This window comes from Paraburkholderia madseniana (assembly GCF_009690905.1).
GTDB classification, from domain to species: domain Bacteria; phylum Pseudomonadota; class Gammaproteobacteria; order Burkholderiales; family Burkholderiaceae; genus Paraburkholderia; species Paraburkholderia madseniana.
On sequence record NZ_VOSW01000107.1, the window covers coordinates 16352 to 30799 of the forward strand.

Below are 14448 nucleotides of genomic sequence, written 5' to 3' on the forward strand. Positions count from 1 at the left end.
CTCGGCGGTTAGCCTCGCGGCGGGTCGTCGCCGGCAGCGCGCCGGTTCGCCGTGCGCAGTTGCCCCGGCGGCTCCAGACCAAACTGCTTGAGCTTGCGATAAAGCGTAGTCAGCCCGAGCCGCAGCTCGTTGCATACCGCCGCCGTGTTGCCGTCGTGACGGCGCAGCGCGTCCTCGATGACGGCCTTCTCGACTGCTTGCAGCGTGTCGGCCAGCGTCTGCGGACGGTCATGCGGCGGCGCGCCGGGCAGCGCCACGGGCACGCCGAAATGCAGTTGTTCGGCGACGTTGTGCAGCTCCCGCACGTTGCCCGGCCAGTCGTGCGCGAGCAGCGACGTGTGCAACTGCGCGACCGTGCGCGCGGCGTCGTCGTCGTCCTCGTCGCCCTCGCGTCCGCCGATTGTCTGCAGGAAGTGCTGCAGCAGCAACGCGATGTCCTCGCGCCGCTCGCGCAACGCGGGCACACGCAGCGTCACCGTATTGAGCCGGAACACGAGGTCGGGCCGGAATAGCCCGGCGTCGGCATGCGCCGGCAGAGCCACCTTCGAGGCGGCGATCACGCGGATGTCGACGGTCACCGGATGCGTCGAGCCCAGCCGCTCCACCTGTTTTTCCTGCAGCACGCGCAGGATCTTCGCCTGCAGGTCGAGCGGCATCGCGTCGATCTCGTCGAAGAAGACCGTGCCGCCGTGGGCGGCTTCGATCCGGCCGACGCGCTGTTTGACCGCGCCGGTGAAGAGGCCCGCCTCGTAGCCGAACAGCTCGCTTTCGAACAGCGTGGGCGGAATGGACGCGCAATCGACCGTGACAAACGGGCCCGGCCGGCCGCTGAAGCGGTGCAGCGCGCGCGCCACCACATCCTTGCCGGTGCCGGTTTCGCCGATGATCGTGACTTCGGCGGTGGTAGGGGCAATCTGCGCAATCAGCCGGCGCAGCGCGGCCATCTGCGGACTCTTGCCAAGCAGCATCTGCTCCAGTTCGGCGAGCGTCTGCAGCCGGTCCTCGAGCGCGTCGTGTTCGAGCTTCATCAAACGGTGCTGAACCGCGACACGCAGCGCCGCATAGAGCTGATCGCGCGCGAACGGCTTCTCGAGGAAGTCGTGCGCGCCGGCCTGCATCGCGCGTATCGCGGTCGGCACGTCGCCGTGCCCGGACATCAGCAGCACCGGGATGGTGGGGTCGGCCGCATGAACGGCTTCGAGCACCGCGAAGCCGTCGACGTCGCCGAGAAACAGGTCGGTCAGCACCGCGTGCGGCCGCATCTGCTTGAGCAGGCGCTGCGCGTCGGTCAACGACTCCGCCGCGACCGCTTCATAGCCGCCGAGACCGAGCGCGGTGACCAGGCTGCGGCGATAGTCGCGGTCGTCCTCGACGACGAGCACCCGGATGCTTTCGGGAAGATCGCCGCTCCCGGCGCGTTCGGCAGGATGGTTCATCGTTTGCCGTGCCGTTCGTGTTCGCTAACGGCACAAGGGGAGTTTGGACATTGGAAGGGACCCAGTGTACCCAAGTCATTCGCGGTGCATATTACATCTTCGTGTAACGATGGAAAAATTGTCCCCGCTGGGAACCGCACGCGGCACGCGGTTACTGATGTGGTACCGCGACCACACTTTTTCGCCGGCAGACAGCGGCGGAGCTGGCGGCGTCGTGGTGCGTACCGTCGTTCGCCGGTGCGCGGTCGTCCATCCGGAGGAGCGCAGCATGATCCGCGACGTGCAGTTAAACGCCAACCCTTTCAGCGCACAGGTGCTGGAGGTGGCGGCCGGCGCGGCGTCTGGCGATGCCGCCGGCGGGCGTCAGCTCGCGTTCCGCACCAATCCGGATGCGGCGCCGCTTCGGCCGTCGACTCATCATGAGCATTGGGGCGAAGTATTCCACCATCACGGCGCGCAATTCGCCGCGGCGGTTCGCCAGCAGCCCAAGCCGCAGCAGCCGAAGCGGCGGGCAAAGCCCGGTGGCGCCGGCCACGGCACGGAGAGCATGCACGATCCGGCCGAGGCGTTGCTGCATGGCGAAGAGGAAGAAGACGGCGTTGCCGCACGCGCGCACGCGCTTCCCACTCACGCGCACGGCGGTCAGCATGTCGAGCGCGTCGCGGACCGTCATCATGCTTCGCGCGCGGATACGCATACGTCGCTGGAGGAGGGCGATCTCACGATCACCGGCGTGCAGCGGCGGCTCGAAGCGGACGACGCGCACGCGGCGGATCCGTATGCGGTCGGCGAAACAGGGTTGCCGTCGCTCGCGCACGCCGAAGTCGTCGCGCTCGCCCATAACATCCATCGCGACGCCATTATGGCGACGGGCCTGCTCGCCGGGCGCAAGCCGGACGGCGCCGGCGGTGCGGCCAACACGGTCGCGCAGGGCTTGCTCGAGCACGCACAGCGGTTTCTTGCGCTGCTCGACCCGCGGGCGTCGCAGCTGCGCTTTGCGGCGAACGATACGGACCCAGCCGCCGCCGCACCGGTCAGTAGCGGCCCGGCACTGGCCGCCCGGACCCACAAGCCGGGCGCCGTCGGCCGGCGGCCGGCCACGCGACAGGCGCGCTCACCGCGTCCGGCCGCGCATCCAGCATTCGGTGCTGCCGGCCTGGCAGGCGTTGCCCGCGCGCCGCTGCAGGCAACGGGCGGCGAAGATCTGTTCGATCCGAACCTGCGGATCCTGCTGCGGCGCTCGAATACGCGCTACGACCGTCTGCTTCCGCGCGTCGTGCGCCTGCTCGACGGCACGGGCAGCATGGGCGGCTTCGTGATGCGCGACGGACGTGCGATGGAATGGTTTCGCGGAGCCGGTCTGGGCATGGCATCGAGTACGAATCCTGTGTTCCTGTGAGCGAAGGGCGGCGGCGCGAAGCGTGCAGCGATTGAACCGGGGTGGGCGCAGGCGTTACTCATGATTCGACGACCGGCGGTGCGGCGACACGAACGTCGCCCCAGGTGCACTTCGCGGTGAGGCGCACAACGCCAGTCACGCACGCGGCGCAAGCAGCAAACTCAGCGAACGCAACGCAAGCGGCGCAAACGACAGAGGCAAGCGCGAGAGTACATCATGGCAAGCGAGAACTACGTCAGGCTGATCAAGGGGTTTTGCGAACTCGTCAAGATCGAGGACGCCGACACCGTGCTCGAACAGGGCAGCGTGGCGGTGAACGGTATCAGCTTCTCACTGGTGCTGGTCGGCACGATCGACCACCAGGAGCTGCTCGTCTACTGCGATTTCGGTCCGTTGCCGCAAGACCGCGAGAACGACGTGTGCCGGCGGTTGCTGGAGATCAACGTGTTCCTGTCCAGCGGCACCTTGCCCGCAGCCTTCACGCTGAATCCCGAAAGCGCGCACGTGCTGTTCAGCTTCCGGACGCCGCTCGAGCAGGCCGACGCCGAGACGCTCGCGAATAGCCTGCAACTGTGCGTGGAGCAGGCGGAGAACTGGCGATCCGGCTATTTCCTCGACAGTGCCGACGGCAACTGGGACCTGTCCAGTGAGGTCGGCGCGCGATTGACCGTCTGAACCCTGAAAACTGCCAATCGAAGGAGGGCATGAGCGTGGATTACGCAGACTACACGAAGCTGCTAAACGACATTTGTGGGCTGGTCGGCGTCGACGATGTCGCGCGGCTGATCGACGGCGGTCAACTGGACATCTCCGGGCACGCGGTGTCGATCCGCTACGACGCGTCGATCGACCCGTTTCGCGCGCTGGTGCACGTCGATCTCGGCGAGGTGCCTAAGGACGACCGCGAAACCGTCTACCGGTACGCGCTGGAGGTCAACTTTCATTCGGCGCCCGCCGGCAACGGCGCGCTGAGCCTCGACCCGCAGGCCGAGCGGTTGCAATACTCGTTCAGCTTTCCACTAGACGGCAGTCACACGGCGAATGATCTGCTCGATACGGTGACGGAGCTGCTCGACGGCCTGAATGATCCCGAGGCGGCCGGTGTCGCCGGCACCGAAAACGTTGCCCGCGACGTTCGCCGACTGGCCGTCTGACCGCACTCAACCGAGATGGAATGGACACCTGCCCTCCCTTCGGGGGGCATGATTGAGGGCCTCCAGAACCGAACGGCATCAATGTGCCGAAGTGGAATTGCGACACAACCACTTGAGGAGCGGAGGCCCTCAATGAATGCTACGACATATGGACTGGATGTTGCAAAGCGGGTGTTCCAGATGTACTGGGTCGACGCACAACCCGGTGAGATTGCGAGTCGTCGGTTCGGCCGCGACGATCTGATCGCATTTTTAGCCCGACGCCCGGCAGGGCGAGATACCCTCGAGGCTTGCGGAAGTGCTCACTGGTGGGCACGCGAAATTCGGGGGCTCGCGGTGCCGTACATCACTGCTCTGGATACGCGGGAGCCGCTGGCGTCTGCCGATGAGGCGGCACGGCGCGATCTGTAGCGCGCGAGCCGCAGTGAGACGTGGCGTGCCACGATCCTGTCACCCGCAGTTGCGGCCGATCGTACGGGCGGCGTCGAATCGATCGTTGCGGCGTAAGCGTGCACTGGAAAATCGAGCCGGTGCGGATCTGACGTGCGCGCACACCGGATATGAACCACCTTGTACGACGCTCCATTTGCGCCGGGGCGAGACAGCAGAATTCGTAGATAGATGAGGTAGGCAATGAGAATCGGCTTTACGAACCTGGTTGAAGTGGCGAGCGAAGCGCAGGCGCCCTGCAGACCCAATACGGGCGAGGTGCCGCGGCAGCCGGCCGTACAGTTCCGTCAGGCCTCGAGCCCGCGTCGTATTGCATTGTCGACGCTGAAGCGCTTCGGCGCGTGTCTGACGCCGGGGCAATCGCGGTGCGAGGAAACGACCTCCCGCGATACCCCTTCAGCGAAGTCGACCGTGTCGGCATCCGCCGCTACGGCGATACGTGCGGTCGGGCAGGGCGGCGGCAGCCGCCCCTCGTACGCGGGCGGCCTTGGCGGGAGCACACGCGATGCGTTGAAGAGCCTGTCGGCCGCATTGCGCGGCAAGGCCGGGACGCCGCGACGCTATTCAGGTATCCAGACGAGTGACGCCGTTCCAGACATTCATGACGCGGGAGATGAACAGCCGACAGTCGACGTGCGCGCCGCTCGCGGGACCGGTACGGCGGCGCAGCGCGCGAGAGTGGCCATTGCCGCTCGCGCCGAGGCATCGTCGAGTCATGCTGGGCCGAGTGCTCGCGCGCCGGCCGAAGACTCTGTCTGGAACTACATGCGTTCTGCCAATCCGAAACACTTCTGGAACAATCTGCAGGTCGCGCAGCAGTTCACGCGTACCGCGCCGGATCAATCTCATGCCTTTGCGGAAATTCTGCTGCGGGAAATTGCCGAATCCACCCGTGGGGACAGCGTATTACCTTATCTTCCGGAGCAGGCCGTGAAGGAAATGCGGCCGCTTCTGACATCGGCCTTGCGGCACATTGCAAGCACGCCGCGACTTGACGCATTGGACACGGGCGAGCGCGGCCGCCTGATTGCGCTGATTCGCCATCCGAAGTTGGAGTTGCCGGTTCAGACCTACGCGTTCCAGGCAAGGGGCGTGATCGATCGCGCCGTGGCGAAGGAACATGCCAGCATCGGTCGAAAGTACATTGATGCGGTAGCCGGCGACAGAAGCGCCAGGGCGCTGCTGTCGCCGGCGAATGGTGTAGCGCGGCTGTCGGACGCAGCGAAAGATGAATTGACAGAAAAGCTCGTCAAGCACGCCGCCCTGGCAATGGGTTTGCGCGAGCCGATCTACGCATCGTTCCAAAGCGCGCGGTCGGCCGAGCATGCGCTCGCAGCAGCCGTGACCGTGATGGGACCGACCTCAAGGTTGACGCTGACGAACGACATCTTCAACAAGGGCGCAGCCTTCGTGCTCAACACGGTACTGCACGAAGTCGAGCACGTCCGGCAATTCCACGTTGACCGGACAGTGCGCAACAAGCCATTGTTCGCGAGTCGAGGCGACGCCGCGAAACCTGGAGTTGTGGCGGAATCCGCAGGCCTTCGCTACTACAATGTCGTCATGACGGAAGGCGACAAGCAGCCGGCCGAGGACGTATACGACCATCGATACGGCCGCGAGAACGAGCGTCACGGATGGGCAATCGGACTCGGTGCCGCGATCCTTGCCGCCAAGGCCGGCGTGACGGCGGACGCGGAGCATGACCCGCTGAAGCACATCGACATCGAACGGCACGGCGGCGACGTCTGGACTGCGGCGCGTATGCATTTCGAAATGGTCATGGGTGTGCCGGTGAAGTCGCTGGCGACATTGATTCCCGGTGCACATCCGGAAGCGTCGCAACTGGAATCGCAGCAAGCCTGGGAAGCGATTGCCCGGCTCACTCAGGCCCACGGCGCGGCGGATAAAGCCGGCACGCTGAGTGTGGCGTTGCTGTCCGGTGCGCCGGAAATTGTTGCGCAGTCGGTCAAGGGCAATGCCCCGCGCGACGCGTCGCAATGCGCCACCCTGCTCGAGCGCGCGATCGAGTACGCGTTACAGTCTCCCGACGCAAACACGCTTCGGGAGAAACTGCGCGACGCCTTTTTCCCGATTTTTCCGAAGAACCCGATACAGTCCGAAATGGAGCACACGAAGTTTTTCGATCGGATTAGGACGCTGGCGAAGAACAACTGTAAGAGTGAGTTTGTTCGGCAAGTGCTGTTCGAAGCGGCATCGCTGTCGCTTGCCGGGCCGGGCGCCCCATCGACCGGCGAGGTGCTGTCTCTCGAGCGGCTGCGCAGCGCAGTCTGGCCGGTTGCGACCGATCGCTAAGACGCCGGAGGGCAACCGCGCGAGGTTGCTTGAGCGCGGGAGGCCGGCATCGACTTGTTGTGGTTGAGGAACTGGTTGCCGGAGACGGTCGCATAGTCGGCGCCGTCGGTGAAGTCCAACTGGTCGCCGGTGATCGAGCCCTCGGGCGTCTTGCGGCCGTCGGAGAGGGTGTTGTGGTCGACTCACAGATTGGTCGTGCCTTTGGCCTCGATGCTGTACGCGCGGCCGTGCGGATCGCCTTCGGCGTCCTTGCCGGGGAAGAAGTGGTTCGGTGACTGGAAGTTGAGGTTGCGCACGATGTCGTTGTGCGAGTTGCTCAGATTGAAGCCGCCGTTGATGATCTTCGCGTTCGAACCCGCGCCGATGATCGTGGTGTTCGAGCCGACGTTGGCCATGTTGTGCTGCAGATGCGCGTGCTAGTTGCCGATATGCGCTTTCGTCATCTGGTTGCCGTTCGAATCAGCGTTCATGTCGATCGTGCCCTCGATGCAGATGATCTTGGGCGTATTGTTACCGCCGAGTGCCGCGATCAGTTGGTCGCGATCGGTGACCGTGTAAGCGTGTGCATTGTCCGCCGCCAAGCCGCCAGTGCCGCCGCCGTTCTGCGCGCACCAGCCGTAGCTCGACACAAGCGCTTACCGGTCGAAATTGCCCGTCGTGCCGCCTGCGCCCGGTCTACCTGTCGTGCGCGGGGTGTCCGGTGTACCCGTGGTGCCAGCGGTGCCCTTCGCACCCGTTGTGCCGGACGAGCCCTTTCCCGATTGAGTTGTACCCCGCGCCGTGGGCGCCGTCGTAGTGGCCGGTGTGTGTAGCGTGTGACCCGCACGGGCGGCCGCGTCGGATGCCACATCGCGGCCGTCATGGTCCGCCTTTTCGCCAGACACGGGCGCTTTCGACAGCAGTTGGAAAAGAAACGAATTTTCGTCGGCTTCGCCACGATAGGTTCGCGGGTCGAGTGGATCCCAGATTGCGTTCTCGCGATTGTTGTAGGCGGCAATCGCGAGCTCGACGGCGAGCGTATCGAGGTCCGGGTCCACGTCGTCCGACTGTGCAAACCATCGCAGCGCGTGCGCTGCACTACCGCCGCTGTTGGTGGCCTCTTGCAGATCGGCGAGCGTCTTGCGAACTGTCTTGACCAGTTCGCCGAAGCGCTCGCGCACGTCGTTCACGGCGATGTCGACACGCACGTCCCGCGTGTCGCGTTGCGCAGTGTCGTTGTCCCTTTCTGTCATGGTTTTCCCTTGGGCATCGCCCCGAACGATCGCGATTACTGATACTTCGCCGCATCGGCGGAGTCGCTGTTCATCTTCTGCATGCTCTGCAGCAAGTCGCTCTGAATCTTGAAGTTCATATTCAGCTCGCTTGCACGAGTCTGATACTCGATCATCTGTTGCATCGATTTGGCTTGCTGGCTCAACGCATCTTCGGTGGGGGACGCAACTGCAGGCTCACCCGGCGACGAAGTCGTCTGCTGTTCCGCGTGCCGGGGCGGCGCATTGACTTCGTCGTGGCCGTTAGCAGCGTCAACTTGTACCGACGCATGCGGGGTGTGCATGTGGCTGACGTGGTGCGCGTGTTCCGGCAGGCCTGCGTGATCGCCTTGAGCGACGTGATCGAACGCGTCTGCGTGATCGAACATTTCGTCACCATCGCCATGATGTGCCTGCTCGAGGTCGCCGTCATAGTCGTTGACAACCGCTTGCTCTGTGCTGCCTTCATGCCCGTCACACCGGGGTGCAGGCAACGCAAGCAGAGCACCATGTTCGGCGCCCAGATGTTCGTCGAGCTCACGTGCGTCGCGCGTCGCGTTGTGCGCTGCCGCGCGAATTCCCGCATGGACATCGGGCCCGCCGCGCGCGAACATTTCCGTCAGGCGAGCGGCTAGTCGCACCGGGTCGACGTCGTGAAAATCGCTCGCGCCGAGCGGCGCGGGCAGGCCGGGCGCGGAATGCGTTGGACCGGCGCTGAGAAAGGTCGTCGTGCGGCCAGCGCCGGACGACCGCTGCGGTGTAAAGGGAACCAGCGCATGGTGGCCGATCGCGGCGGCATCCGACACATTGCCGGGGTGGGCTGTAAGCAATGGCATGTCCATGAGGCGGTGCTCCGGTTTCCTGTAGATATACCGTTTTGGTAACGGCATGCGCGAAGTGGTTCGTTGCTGCGTTCGAGGCGGCCGCTACGTCGTTCCGCGACGAGGCGCCGGTGATCAGCATCGGGCCACGGCCACGAAGGAGAGCACGGAATTTCCGTCCGCGGCTGGTTCGTCCTGCGCCGCGACCGTGGGCTCGGACGACGGATAGGCGCTGTCCGCGCCTCCCGCATCTTCGGATGGCGACGCTTCGCCCGGCTCGTCGGTCAACGAGAGCAGCGTAGGCAGCAGCGCGTCTGCCTGCGTGCCGCTAGCGTAGCTTTGCGCGTCCGCAGGATCCCACACCGAGTTGTCTTGGTTCACGTACGCGGCGGCAACCAGTTCGCGCGCATACTGCCGGATCTCTTCGTCGCGCGAGTTGTTGTCCGCTTCGCCGGCGCCGAACTGCAGGCTGTCCGGAGCGGCTTTGGCGCAGCCGTCCCAGTGAGCGGCCAGCTCGGCGACGATCTCGTCGACCAGCGCTTCGAACTCGGCGAGCGCTTCTGCCGCGATCGCGTCCAACTCGTTGTCCCCAGGCGGCGCACTGGCGGCGCTGACCGCAGTGCCGGCGTGGAAGGGCGTATCGAAGCCGGGCGCCGTTGGTGGCTCAAAGAGCGGGGTCGGGTCGGCGTAGGCGTGCGGCGTGCGATCGTCGCTAATCATGCGGCTCCCCGATTCTTGTTCATCTCGGCGGCCACATGCTTGCGTAGTGTGAGGTACAGCACGCCAAAGCCCTTGCGATCCTCAGACGACTCTATGTCCTCAGCGAAGTACTTGCCGAATTTGGCTCGAAATTCGTCGCCCTCGACCTGTTGTCTTTGATCTCTTTTACCGCTCCGGTCATTCCCGAGATAAACCGCGAGGGTGTCGCGCAATGCCTGCAGATCCTCTTTCGGGAACCCGCGCTTGATCAGTTCGTCGATCATCTGCGCCTTGGGCGTGTTTGTCAGGGACAAAGGCTTGATTCGTGGTGCATTGGAGGTAGTCGGCCTTTCCGTGCGTCCCGCCTGGGCACGCTCGTAGCGGCCTGATGTGGATTCCGATGCGCCCGAATTCGAGCGGTTAAACCCGGCGCGGCCCGCATTTCCCTGGTACTGGCCGGACGTCGAGTGCCGGGCGTCCGGCGCCGGGCGACTGAACTTCGGGCCGCCGTCAGAAGCACCGGCGCCAGCATGTGGCTGCTCTGTCGACTGAGCCCGAGATTGCGACTGCGGCCTCGCTGTGCTTGCGCCAGGATCCGGGTGGTTGAATCCCGGACGCTGTGAGGACTCGTCTGGCGTTTGCGTGCGGTTCGAACCGTACCGGCTGTACGCCTCTTCGGTCGATGCGCCGCCGTCGCTGCGTCCCGAGCGCCCGGCACCGGTCCGCGGAACGAAGGCGGCGAGCAGTTTTTCCGGGTGGCGCGCCACGTAGTCTTCGACATTCACGCCGGCCTGCGAGAGCTTGTTGCTGAACGTCTCCCAGTTGGCTGCGTAATAGGTTTGCTTGCCTGCCTGCTGCAGCGCGGATTCGAACTTCGAGCCCTTGGCGAGGTGTCCCAGAACCGTTTGCCAGTCGTGTTCCTTCAAACGCGAAAATTCGTGAATGCCCACATGCTGCATCAGCGATTGCATGTTCGAGTGAACCACCCCGTGCTCCGGGGCCTTGAACGAATTGACCAACTTCGCCCACTGTTCGCCACCCATCGTCGCGATTTTCTCGGGGCTCAACTGTTTGCGCAGCTCGGACCAGGCTTGCCCCGCCCGTCCCGCGACGTGCTGGCCAAGCTCGCCGAGGCGGGCAAAGGCGTCCTTTAGCGAAGCGCCCGCAGGCAAATGCCGGCCCAACGCTTCGCCGAGCCGTTGCCTCAATCGCTGTTCTATGCCTTGCGCCGCCACGGCCGCTTTCTTTCCCATCTGCGCGAGCTTTGCCTTCAGCTCGTGGCTGTCGTTGCCCAGACGCGCGAACAGTGTCGCGATGCGGGTCGGGTCGATGGAATGAAACGCGTCGGCGACGCGGCTCGCAGTCGTTTTGACCGCGTGAGCCGTTGCGCGTGCGGCGCTGGCGGCGGCGCCGAATTGCATGCGCGAAGAGGTGGACGAACGACTTCCTGCATCGGCGGCGTGTGCGCTTTCTTGTCCAACCGGATGGGTGTGCGTGAATGTGGTGTTGAAGTGGACCATAGTGGATTCTCCGCGGCATAGAACGGCCACTGAAGCTGGCGCTTCCTGAACGCGTAGCCGTCTTCGACCCATTGGTAACGGGAAAGGGGATGCGGTTCAGCGCGGACTCTTTGCGGTTCGCGCGGCCGTGGATCGAGAAAGCATTCGAGCAACGCGTCAGGCCGCACGGGACAGGATTGGGCCATTCATACATATCGAGCATCGAAAAATGCGTGAAGTCTCGATGGTTGGAACTTCGCTGGCGACGGCGTTACCCAGCTTGCATGACGCATATCATCGACGAGGCGCCAGCTAGCAAGGCTGACTGCGCCGCCGCTCGCGAATGCGTGCGCTGACGGTTCTTCCTGGAAAGAGAGGGCGGACGCCGCCTCGCTGAGCTAGCCCGGCAGGTTGATAAGGCGATGAGAACGCGTATGAGCGCCTTTCCATCAGTGCACGGCACGATTGTCGCTGTCGCCGGAGAAGACCAAGGTCGCGCATATCGACAACGGGTTCGATTTCCTCGGCATCAACGTGCGCAAGTATGGCGGCAAGCTGTTGATCAAGCCAGCCAGAGCAAACGTTCAGCGCTTTCTGCGCAAGCTGCGGGAAATCGTGAAAGGCAACGCGACGACGCGGCATGGTCAACTGATACGTAAGGTCAACCCGTTGCTCCGAGGATGGGCCAACTACTATCGGCATGTCGTGGCGAAGCAAATCTTTGGCAAAATCAGTTCTGCGATCTGGCAGTGTCTATGGTGCTGGGCAAGGCGTCGGCATCCGAACAAAGGCAGACGCTGGGTCCATCGGAAGTACTTCTGTACCGTTGGTGCACGGCATTGGGTCTTTGGCACGGAGACTGGCAAGACGCTCAGCACAGGAAAGCCTGAACTCCTGACGCTCTATGACGTTGCAGGCACGCCGATCCGGCGAAACCGGAAACTCAAGGCAGCGGCAAACCCGTTCGATGTTCAGTGGGAAAGGTATTTCGAGGAGCGGCTGGGATTCGCGATGCTGGACTCGCTCAAAGGTCGGGTGCGGCCGATCCGCTTGTGGCTTGATCAGCGACGGTCGTGTCCGGTCTGTCAGCAGTTGACCACGAAGTCCAATGGCTGGCGTTTGTACCACGTGGAACGAACGTTCGATGCCGGCAATGACTCGAACCGAAACTTGGTCATGCTGCATCCGGAATGTCATCGGACCGCGCGTGCTCTCGGACGCTCGATGGTGAAACCGGCTCACGTGAAATGGGCTTAGAAAGGCTTGAACGAAATGCGGCGAAAGTCGCACGTTTCGTTCTTAGGGGAGAATGCGACGGCAACGTCGCGTCCTTACCCGACGCCTCGACTGGCACGGGTGCGTCACGCGCTACGACCGACCACACACGTTTTTCTATTTTGATCCGCCGTACTGGCAAACGGAGGGCTACGGTGTGCCGTTCGGCTTCGAGCACTACGAGCGCATGGCCGGGATGCTCAGGCAGCTGAAGGGGCGCGCGATCCTCAGCCTGAAATTTTAGCAAACCAGATCTGATCTTCTGCTTGTCGTCCATTGCGAACCTCCCCTAACAAGTTCACTTCTATGGCACGCACATAATTCCGATTGATCCACTGGCTACAGTTCGGCACCAACACTTGCTGCGCGCCTCCCGATACCGTGTATGGCCTTTTTGGAGGGGCGGTCCGGCTCGTTCGTGAAACGCTGTCGATCTATTCCTGTGCGCCGTGCGTATTTTCGCTTTCGGCGAGGTTCGGCCGAACAGCGCTGATGTCACGTGTGTTTTCTGGACAGAGACAGCACCAAACAGCGCAAGTAGAAAGGGCATCGCGTAAGAACCCTTTTCGCTCAATGCGAGAGTCGCGTTGAACGGACCCACGGCGAGCAGCGTGATGGCAAGAACCAGCGAAGTCCAGCTGAGGCCATAGTAAATGCCGGTAACAGGAATGCCCTCGGCACGGTCGCGCACGCTCTTTTGCAGTGAAATTGCGGCGTAAAGGCCATAGACGAGCACTGTGAAGTAGTAGCCCTTCTCATTGAGCTGCATGCCCGCGTTCCACAGGCCGACCAGGTAGGCACAGAACCCGGCGAGTAGTGCACCCCACGACGCGGCGATGAAAGCGAATGACGGTTGTTGAGCAGAGCGGTCCATTATCAGAATTCCTGTTGTTGCTGACCCTACCTGATGGAGCTGGACGCGGGTAACCGCGTCCAGCTACCCGAAAGAGCCACTGCCGATCGGATGCCAGCGTGCAATTTTTCATCGTTGACATACGATAGTTATAACTATATTGTGTGGCGAAACAGCGACTGAGTGCCACATGCAGGGGTATTGGTGCATGAATAGTTTGTTGAAAGATCAGGGCAATAGAGTGAGGGCCATATCATTAGAGCTGACGCATGCCGCACAAGCACAACGCCGATCGCCGACATCACATCCCAAAGATGGCGCACCGAATGACGAACTGGCACGGGTACGAAGCGAGCCTGCGCAGCCGGGGAACCTGACGTTGTGGATTACGCCCGAGGTGCTCACGCAGTGGCAGGCCCCTCGGCGTTCCGGGCCAGGCGGTCAGCTGCGGCCGATCTGGCGATCGGAACCGCCCTGATGTTGGGCAGTGCGTTGCGGATGCGTTTGCGCCACGCCGAAGGCCTGCTGGGTTCGGTGCTCCAGCTAATGGGGCTGACACTGCCGATCCCCGATCACATGACTCGGAGCCGGCGTGCGAAGCAGCGACTGGCTGTCAGCCACGTGGCGTTGCCCGACGGTCCGCTGGAGGTGCTGGTCGACAGCACCGGGCTGCAGCTTGACGGCGTGGGTCAATGGTTACAGGAGAAGCACGGCGTGAAGTCACGCCGTAGCTGGCGCAAGCTTCATCTGGCGGTTGATGCCGGCACGGCGCAGATCGTGGCGCGCATGCTCACCGGTCAGGATGGGGAGGATCCGTCGCAGGTCACACCGCTGCTGGATCAGATCCCGGCCGAGACCGGGCCGTCCACGCAGCGCGATTGCCATCGCGAAGCGATCACTGCCCATGGGCGGCTGGGTTGGCAGAAGGCGAGTGGTTATGGCCGGCGAACCCTGGTCGAAACCACGATGGGCCGCGATAAGGCGTTGATCGTTCCGCGCTTACGGGCACGCGACCTCGATACTCGGCAGACCGAAGCGGCGATCGGCGTGGCGGTCCTCAACCGCATGCTGGCCGCCGCACGCCCGAAGTCCGTCCGCTGTAATGTTCGCGCATAGTTCATGGGGAAAGCGACGCATTGCGCCCAGCCTCGCCTCCATGCACCAATGCCCAACGTTGCGCGTCATCCGCATGAGTGAGGTCATATGAGGGCAGCGAATTTCTTGGGAACAATGCCGGTCACCCGTCTTCTCGGGTTTCTCGTCGCGTGTATTCTGGCGGCCGTGACGGTGCCGGTC

10 protein-coding genes and 5 pseudogenes are annotated in these 14448 nt (G+C 63.5%); 8 read left to right on the forward strand and 7 right to left on the reverse strand.

Annotation, left to right across the window (positions count from 1 at the left end; genetic code table 11):
- Window positions 1-8 precede the first annotated feature (8 nt).
- The gene (locus FSO04_RS37305) at window positions 9-1436 is read right to left on the reverse strand and encodes a sigma-54-dependent transcriptional regulator (protein ID WP_154566490.1); all 1428 of its coding nucleotides are present in this window, start codon (window positions 1434-1436) and stop codon (window positions 9-11) included.
- Between the two features lie 109 nt (window positions 1437-1545).
- Between FSO04_RS37305 and FSO04_RS37310 the strand changes: the two genes are divergently transcribed.
- The 5 genes and pseudogenes from FSO04_RS37310 to FSO04_RS37330 all read left to right on the forward strand — a co-directional run bounded on the left by FSO04_RS37310 (window position 1546) and on the right by FSO04_RS37330 (window position 6755).
- Window positions 1546-2835: a hypothetical protein gene (locus tag FSO04_RS37310; RefSeq protein WP_199203092.1), complete on the forward strand. Its 1290-nt coding sequence runs from the start codon at window positions 1546-1548 to the stop codon at window positions 2833-2835.
- A gap of 216 nt (window positions 2836-3051) precedes the next feature.
- Entirely contained in the window at window positions 3052-3510 is a 459-nt protein-coding gene (locus tag FSO04_RS37315) for a CesT family type III secretion system chaperone (protein WP_154566492.1), read from the forward strand.
- Window positions 3511-3539: 29 nt separating this feature from the next.
- Window positions 3540-3989 (forward strand): CesT family type III secretion system chaperone, encoded by a 450-nt coding sequence (locus tag FSO04_RS37320; RefSeq protein ID WP_154566493.1) that lies wholly within the window; start codon window positions 3540-3542, stop codon window positions 3987-3989.
- Between the two features lie 132 nt (window positions 3990-4121).
- Window positions 4122-4322, forward strand: a pseudogene (locus tag FSO04_RS37325) (IS110 family transposase); the annotation flags it as partial.
- Between the two features lie 300 nt (window positions 4323-4622).
- Entirely contained in the window at window positions 4623-6755 is a 2133-nt protein-coding gene (locus tag FSO04_RS37330) for a hypothetical protein (RefSeq protein ID WP_154566494.1), read from the forward strand.
- A 182-nt stretch (window positions 6756-6937) separates the two neighbouring features.
- On the opposite strand, the pseudogene FSO04_RS49090 reads toward FSO04_RS37330, so the two are convergent.
- From FSO04_RS49090 to FSO04_RS37360, 5 genes and pseudogenes are all read right to left on the reverse strand, one after another.
- Window positions 6938-7384: pseudogene (locus tag FSO04_RS49090) on the reverse strand (pectate lyase family protein).
- A gap of 6 nt (window positions 7385-7390) precedes the next feature.
- Window positions 7391-7987, reverse strand: coding sequence for a hypothetical protein (locus tag FSO04_RS37345; RefSeq protein ID WP_154566497.1), 597 nt, complete (start codon window positions 7985-7987; stop codon window positions 7391-7393).
- 35 nt (window positions 7988-8022) lie between these two features.
- Window positions 8023-8847: a hypothetical protein gene (locus tag FSO04_RS37350; RefSeq protein WP_154566498.1), complete on the reverse strand. Its 825-nt coding sequence runs from the start codon at window positions 8845-8847 to the stop codon at window positions 8023-8025.
- Between the two features lie 114 nt (window positions 8848-8961).
- Window positions 8962-9546 (reverse strand): hypothetical protein, encoded by a 585-nt coding sequence (locus tag FSO04_RS37355; RefSeq protein ID WP_154566499.1) that lies wholly within the window; start codon window positions 9544-9546, stop codon window positions 8962-8964.
- Entirely contained in the window at window positions 9543-11045 is a 1503-nt protein-coding gene (locus tag FSO04_RS37360) for a hypothetical protein (RefSeq protein ID WP_154566500.1), read from the reverse strand. Before FSO04_RS37360 ends, FSO04_RS37355 begins: the two co-directional genes overlap by 4 nt.
- Window positions 11046-11489: 444 nt before the next feature.
- Here FSO04_RS37360 and FSO04_RS37365 point away from each other — a divergent pair, with 444 nt between their 5' ends.
- Complete coding sequence (locus FSO04_RS37365; protein ID WP_154566501.1) at window positions 11490-12281, forward strand: group II intron maturase-specific domain-containing protein; 792 nt, start codon at window positions 11490-11492, stop codon at window positions 12279-12281.
- 82 nt (window positions 12282-12363) lie between these two features.
- Window positions 12364-12534 (forward strand): annotated as a pseudogene (locus tag FSO04_RS37370) (DNA adenine methylase); the annotation flags it as partial.
- A 199-nt stretch (window positions 12535-12733) separates the two neighbouring features.
- Here the strand turns inward: FSO04_RS37370 and yiaA are convergent.
- A pseudogene (gene yiaA, locus FSO04_RS48400) lies at window positions 12734-13173 on the reverse strand (inner membrane protein YiaA).
- A 248-nt stretch (window positions 13174-13421) separates the two neighbouring features.
- Here yiaA and FSO04_RS37380 point away from each other — a divergent pair.
- A pseudogene (locus FSO04_RS37380) lies at window positions 13422-14268 on the forward strand (IS5 family transposase).
- The last annotated feature ends 180 nt before the right edge of the window (window positions 14269-14448 follow it).

Excerpts from the sequence above, each read along its gene's own strand:
- FSO04_RS37305 (WP_154566490.1), bottom strand. The coding sequence starts at position 1,436 with ATGAACCATCCTGCCGAACGCGCCGGGAGCGGCGATCTTCCCGAAAGC.
- FSO04_RS37310 (WP_199203092.1), top strand. The coding sequence starts at position 1,546 with ATGGAAAAATTGTCCCCGCTGGGAACCGCACGCGGCACGCGGTTACTG.
- FSO04_RS37315 (WP_154566492.1), top strand. The coding sequence starts at position 3,052 with ATGGCAAGCGAGAACTACGTCAGGCTGATCAAGGGGTTTTGCGAACTC.
- FSO04_RS37320 (WP_154566493.1), top strand. The coding sequence starts at position 3,540 with ATGAGCGTGGATTACGCAGACTACACGAAGCTGCTAAACGACATTTGT.
- FSO04_RS37330 (WP_154566494.1), top strand. The coding sequence starts at position 4,623 with ATGAGAATCGGCTTTACGAACCTGGTTGAAGTGGCGAGCGAAGCGCAG.
- FSO04_RS37345 (WP_154566497.1), bottom strand. The coding sequence starts at position 7,987 with ATGACAGAAAGGGACAACGACACTGCGCAACGCGACACGCGGGACGTG.
- FSO04_RS37350 (WP_154566498.1), bottom strand. The coding sequence starts at position 8,847 with ATGGACATGCCATTGCTTACAGCCCACCCCGGCAATGTGTCGGATGCC.
- FSO04_RS37355 (WP_154566499.1), bottom strand. The coding sequence starts at position 9,546 with ATGATTAGCGACGATCGCACGCCGCACGCCTACGCCGACCCGACCCCG.
- FSO04_RS37360 (WP_154566500.1), bottom strand. The coding sequence starts at position 11,045 with ATGGTCCACTTCAACACCACATTCACGCACACCCATCCGGTTGGACAA.